Annotated in this window: 6 protein-coding genes; 5 read left to right on the top strand and 1 reads right to left on the bottom strand. The window is 37.3% G+C overall.

Features of this window, described 5'->3' with window-relative positions:
- The 4 genes from ADH99_RS07255 to dltC form a co-directional block, all read left to right on the top strand.
- Positions 1-451: LPXTG cell wall anchor domain-containing protein (locus tag ADH99_RS07255; protein ID WP_049555932.1), on the top strand; the 451-nt coding region annotated here is incomplete at its 5' end.
- Positions 452-715: 264 nt separating this feature from the next.
- Entirely contained in the window at positions 716-2194 is a 1479-nt protein-coding gene (dltA, locus tag ADH99_RS07250) for a D-alanine--poly(phosphoribitol) ligase subunit DltA (RefSeq protein WP_049555355.1), read from the top strand.
- 3 nt (positions 2195-2197) lie between these two features.
- Positions 2198-3349 carry a D-alanyl-lipoteichoic acid biosynthesis protein DltB gene (dltB, locus tag ADH99_RS07245; protein ID WP_049555354.1) on the top strand — a complete coding sequence of 384 codons (1152 nt, stop codon included), beginning with the start codon at positions 2198-2200 and terminating at the stop codon, positions 3347-3349.
- A 17-nt stretch (positions 3350-3366) separates the two neighbouring features.
- Positions 3367-3597, top strand: a complete 231-nt coding sequence (gene dltC / locus ADH99_RS07240; RefSeq protein ID WP_005607505.1) for a D-alanine--poly(phosphoribitol) ligase subunit DltC — start codon at positions 3367-3369, stop codon at positions 3595-3597.
- Between the two features lie 53 nt (positions 3598-3650).
- Here the strand turns inward: dltC and ADH99_RS07235 are convergent, their stop codons facing one another.
- Positions 3651-4898, bottom strand: a complete 1248-nt coding sequence (locus ADH99_RS07235; protein WP_049555353.1) for a CapA family protein — start codon at positions 4896-4898, stop codon at positions 3651-3653.
- A 200-nt stretch (positions 4899-5098) separates the two neighbouring features.
- Between ADH99_RS07235 and ADH99_RS07230 the strand changes: the two genes are divergently transcribed.
- Positions 5099-6004, top strand: coding sequence for a hypothetical protein (locus ADH99_RS07230; RefSeq protein WP_152904695.1), 906 nt, complete (start codon positions 5099-5101; stop codon positions 6002-6004).
- The last annotated feature ends 17 nt before the right edge of the window (positions 6005-6021 follow it).

Here is a 6021-nt window from a genome sequence, read left to right as displayed (position 1 = left end):
AACGACAGAAGCTACAACAGTTGCGACAACACAAGCACCAACGACAGAAGCTACAACAGTTGCAACAACACAAGCACCAACGACTCAGGCTACAACAGTTGCGACAACACAAGCACCAACGACTGAGGTTACAACAGTTGCGACAACGCAAGCATCAACAACACAAGCTGTAACAACAGTAGCTACATCAGCTGTAACGACACAAACAAATGCAGGGAATGCACAAAACTCTGATGCTAATGGTGCGATTAATGCACAAAATGGACAAGTAACTTCTGCCTCTGACGCTAAAGAAGCAAAAGTTCCAGGGGCTCAAGTAAAATCTGAGCAAGCAGAAACATTACCAAATACAGGTACAACATCAAATAATACTTTAGTGGCTGCAGTAGTTGCGATTTTAGCTGGATTTGGAACAGTCTTTGGGTTCAAAAAAGCTAAAGAAGAAAAATAGATTTTTCATTTAACTGAATTTAATCATTCATACAAGCTCTTAGATGCCTTCGATTCAATGTGTCTAAGAGCTTGTTTTTTGAGAATAAAAGAAACGCTTTAAAATACTGTCAGGTAAGGTGTTAAGAAAAATTAAAAATCTAAAATTTTTACCCAAATTTCATATGAAAGTATATACCAGTATGCTATAATCCTTTTTGTAATGAAAACAAGGGCAATTGTTTTTCAGAAAGAGAATTTGAAAAGGTGTTCAAGGGAGAAAAAGATGGCACGTTTATTAGAACAATTAGAAAAAAATACACAACTCGATAAAGTGATTTATAAGCACGACTTAATGCCAGAAGAAGAACTGACCGCTAAACAAGTATGGGAGTACTCTGATAAGTTGGCGTTTTATTTAAATGAAACTTATAAAGAGGATAAATCTCCGATTGTGGTTTATGGTCATAAGCATCCATTTATGCTTGTGTACTTCTTAGCTTGTGTTAAAAGCGGAAGAGCGTTCTGCCCTGTGGATGTCAACACTCCAATCGATCGCGTAAGAGATATTGCTGCAACAGTAAAGAGCCCAATCGTTTTGGTGAGTGAGGCAATTGAACTAGATACGCCAATAATGACAGTAGATGAGGCTAAAAAAATCATTACCAAAACTAAAGAACGTGTTTCTAAGGAACATTATGTGAAGGATGAAGATATTTTTTATATTATTTTCACTTCCGGAAGTACAGGGAAGCCTAAAGGTGTCTCTATTACATATGCAAACTTAAACCACTTCTTAGATTGGTATACAGCTTATTATGATGGAAAAGGACCTCAAGTCTTCTTAGGGCATCCACCATTTTCTTTTGATTTGTCAGTGATGTCTTTATGGCCAGCATTGTATATGCACATTCCGCTGATTCAGATCGATAAAGAGCATTTACAAGATTTTAAAGTATTGTTCAAAACTTTAGAAGAATCAAAAGCGACTGTTTGGATTTCGACGCCATCTTTTGCAGAAATGTGTTTGGCGGATCCAAGTTTTAATGGAGACTTGCTCCCTGAACTGGAACAATTCGTTTTCTGTGGAGAAAAATTATTCAGTTCTACAGTAGAAAAATTAATGGAACGATTCCCGAAAGCAGAAGTCGTAAATACTTATGGACCGACAGAATCTACTGTAATGGTCACATGGATGCCACTTACAAAAGAATTAGTGGAACGTTATCCTGATAACTTGCCAGTAGGAGTTGTTAAACCAGGAACGACAGTTTTGATTGATGGGGAAAATAGCGGAGAGATTATTATCTACGGCAATACAGTTGCGAAAGGATACTACGAAAATCCTGAAATGAATCAGAAGCATTTCTTTGAGGTGGATGGTGAGCGTGCTTATCGAACAGGAGATGTGGGGCATTTCGAAGGAGAGTTATTATTCTGCGAAGGACGGATTGATTTCCAAATCAAATTGCATGGACATCGAATTGAATTAGAAGATATTGATAATAATCTATTGAAAAATCCAAAAATTCGTCAAGCGGCTACCGTGCCTTCTTTTGCAGATGGTAAAGTGAAGTCTATTACGTCGTTTGTAGTCTATAACGAACCGATTGAAAAACGTTTTGAAACGGTTAAATTAGTCAAAAAAGAATTAGCACAACATGTGCCGGAATATATGATTCCTAAGAAAGTCGTTTTCTTAGATGAAATGCCGTTAAACAATAACGGGAAGATTGATAAAAAACAATTAAAGGAGCTTGTGTAGTCGATGCATTATTTTGAAGGCCTATCCTTCTTTATGACACTGGGATTCATTCTTATAATAGCGTTCATAATGAATGTCTTTCAAAAATCTACTTACTATCTATCGTTAGTATTTTCTACGTTGATGGTTTATTTCGTTTTCGCAGAAAATCCTATGCATCTTGGCTCTATCATAGGTTATGTTTTAGCAGGTTATATACTGATGCATCTGAGTGTGAAGTTTAAAGAGCATAAGAAAACAATGATTCTTATGATTTTTCTTGCAGGACTACCACTTGTTTTAGTTAAAGTTCTCGCTGTATTTAAGATCTCGGGGCTTGGCTTTTTAGGTATTTCCTACATGACTTTTAAGTTAATCCAAATCATTATTGAAATTTATGATGGGTTAATCGAAAAGCCAATGGGACCACTAGATTATGTGCACTTTCTATTATTTTTCCCTGCGCTAAGTTCAGGGCCGATTGATCGCAGTCGCAGATTCTTAGAAGATTGGAAAAAGCAACGAACAAAGGATGAGTATTTAGAATTAGCGGGAACAGGTCTTTTTAGATTGGTTCTTGGACTATTTTATAAGCTTGTAATTTCTGGAATGGTGTTTCAACAAATGACATCCATTCGATATAAAGACTTTTCTTTCTTCGTTATTTATATGTATTTATACACCGCATATTTATTCTTTGATTTTGCAGGGTATAGTCTGATGGCAGTAGGAGCAAGTAATATTCTTGGAATTGAAACACCAATGAACTTTAACGTTCCATTTATTAGTGTGGATATTAAAGATTTCTGGAATCGTTGGCACATTACGCTATCTACATGGTTGAGGGATTTCGTATTCTCTCGTATTGTTATGAGATTTATGCGAAAAAAAATCTTTAAAAAACGCTTGACGACAGCTATGGTTGCCTATATGATTAACATGACTTTTATGGGATTCTGGCATGGAATTACATTGAACTATATTGCTTATGGATTCTATCATGGAATCTTAATGGCAGCATTCGAGTGGTATCAGAAAAAATCGAAGTTTTATAAGAAAAATAAGAATAAGACCTGGTATAAAGTGATTAGCTGGATAATAACGATGCACTTAGTGATGTTTGGGTTCTTGATTTTTTCAGGGAAAATGTCTGAGTGGGCCCGTAAATTGATATAAGAAAGTAGGAGAAAAATATGGAAGAAAGAATTTTAGAAATTCTAGAAGAAATTTGTGAGGATGAAGTAGTATACGAAGATAAAGACATCAACTTAAAAGAGGAAGGGTTAATGGACTCATTAGCTTTCGTTGAACTGCTTGTTCGCTTAGAAGAGTTCGGTATCGAAGTGGCTCCAACAGAAGTTACTTATGAAGAAATCGATACTCCAAATAAAATTATTAAATACGTTTCAGAACGTGTAGCTTAATATGAAATCGTGAAAGGCGCTTCCTAGAAGGTAGGAGGCGCCTTTTTGCGTATTTAGAATTTAATGTTTAAAAGTTCGTTTACTTCGGTATAAGCGGATTGAATTCTCTCAAGCGTTTCTTTGTCTACAGTATGCTCCAGAGGTCCTCCTGGCATATAGTTTTCAGCGAGAAAGACTTGATAGTCGTAAGCAGGTCCTTCCATAAAGCTGCGGCCGATTTCAGTTCGTGAAACCCATGTTGGATGAGCCTTAACGCTTGTGAGGGTTGTTTTTCCGTTTTCTTTTTCAATCGTGATATCCATAATCACACCACGCTCGGTCCAGATATTTTCCAAGGTTTCAACGCGTTGGTTGGAGAGGAGATTCCCCATCGAGTAGATGATGAATTTCTTTTCACCGTCTTTAGTGATGGTTTCGGTTGGTTCAATAACGTGTGGATGACCGCCAAAAATCACGTCCGCACCCCATTCGATCATTTGATGATACGTATCGATTTGTCCTTGTGTTGGATGAAGGTGATATTCTTCTCCCATTTGTGGCAACACAATCGTAAAGTCGGCAATTTCTTCAGCGCGTTGAATGAGTTGCTTCACTCTTTTCATATTTAAATCGTATAGGTGATTGTTGTATTCTTCATCGGTGAGGGTAGCTTCAATTCCGTTGAAACCATACGCGAATCCAAGGATGGCGACTTTAATGCCGTTGACTTCTTTTACAAGAATTCCTTCTGACGGGTCGACTTTTACCCCGAAGATATCAAGACCGTTTTTACGAAAGGCGTTGGCGGTGTATTTCAAACCTTCGATGCCTGTATCGAGAATATGATTATGCGCTAAGTCGAGGACATCGTATCCGGCGTCTTTGATGCTCTGAATGACTTCTTCAGGAGCGTTAAAAAGTGGATATCCAGCAAGAGGTTCGTTTGGATTAATGGTCCCTTCGAAATCCCCAATCGCAAGGTCTGCGTTAGATACGAGTGGCGTAATTTGTTTATAGTCATTTTTGAAATCGTATGAATTCCCGTCAAACGCGCTGCCATAAACAATATCATGATAGAGCATATCTCCACTTGCAGTGATGCGAGCGACTTGCTTATTCGTTGGTGGAGACTGAGGGTTATTTGGTGTAGCGTTAGCCTCTTGATTTTGTTCAGATGATGCCTTCGATGCTTGAACAGTCTCTAACCTTTCTTGTGAGGAAGGGCGCGTAAGAAATCCTGTCGTAATCGTAAATACAGATAAGATACAAATTCCGTAAAATTCCATTCGTTTGATTTTGTCATTCTGTGAATTGCCTCTCATAAATCCCTCTCCAATACCTGTTGTAACTGTATTATACCCCGAATTAATTCCTATTTAAATAGTAATTTTAGAATATACGGAAATAAATAATTTAATCACAATGCCCTCTAGAATTACTCGGCTGGTAGATATATAATTTAGTTGAAAGCAGTAGTTGATAGTTTTGTTGTAGGGAATCATTACAGGAAGGGTGTATGGTGATGGATAAGTCAAATAGGTGTCTGCTAAGAGTCTTCTGTTGTTTTCCAATTTTGATAAGTTTATTACTATTGCAGTTTAGATTCGCTAATGTGTATGGTGAAACGGTAACCTCGATTCAGTCTAAGGATGAAATCCTTCATCTAGAAGAAGAAATTCTCAATATGTCTCGCGATGGGGACGAACGTATAGAGGCGGTCGACTTTGATCATGCAGTCAAGATGTATTATGACGTGCCGCTGTTTAACGAGGAAAATAATCTAGATAGTGAAGAGATTGAACATATCATAATCAATAGTAACTATAAATGGGTGGTGCCGATAAAGAATCCTACGTTAGAGAAAGAGGCTCATCTTTATATTGGAGGTCCGACAAATTCATTAGAAATAAAAAACAAAGTAAAGCAGGGATATTTGACAAAAGAAGAAGGAGAAAAACTGATTCAGTCACAAGGAAAATGGACGGTTGCTTATGTGAGCACTTATGAGAAGAATGCGCATTCAATTATAAAAGTGGCTCAGGAAGTGATTGAAAAAGAATACTTAAATGTAGAAAGGATTATTTTTGCCGTTTCTAAAGAGTTACAAGTTCCGGTGGTGCTTATAAAAGTGGATGGAACTTATCAAGTGATGTTTCATGAATTTCCATTAGTAGAGGAAGGTGTCTCAAATGCAAAGGGTGAGCTTTCTCTAGATAAGTTCTATCCGCTTAATGAGGCTAAGGAAGTAGTGCGTGAGTTTGCTAGGGAACGTCATATAGGTTCAGAAAATGGTAATGCAAGGCCGAACGGAGTAGTTATTCCATGGAGAGAGTCTTCTATTACGATTGTTGGGATAGCAGTTGGTGGCTTTGTCTTGTATAAATTATTTCGAAAAAAGATAGCGCAACCAAAACGTACTAATCCTTAAGTAACTGTAACAAAACA

It is taken from the genome of Granulicatella sp. 572.rep1_STHE, from assembly GCF_001073445.1.
GTDB lineage: Bacteria > Bacillota > Bacilli > Lactobacillales > Aerococcaceae > Granulicatella > Granulicatella adiacens.
This window is presented reverse-complemented; position numbering and strand designations above follow the sequence as displayed.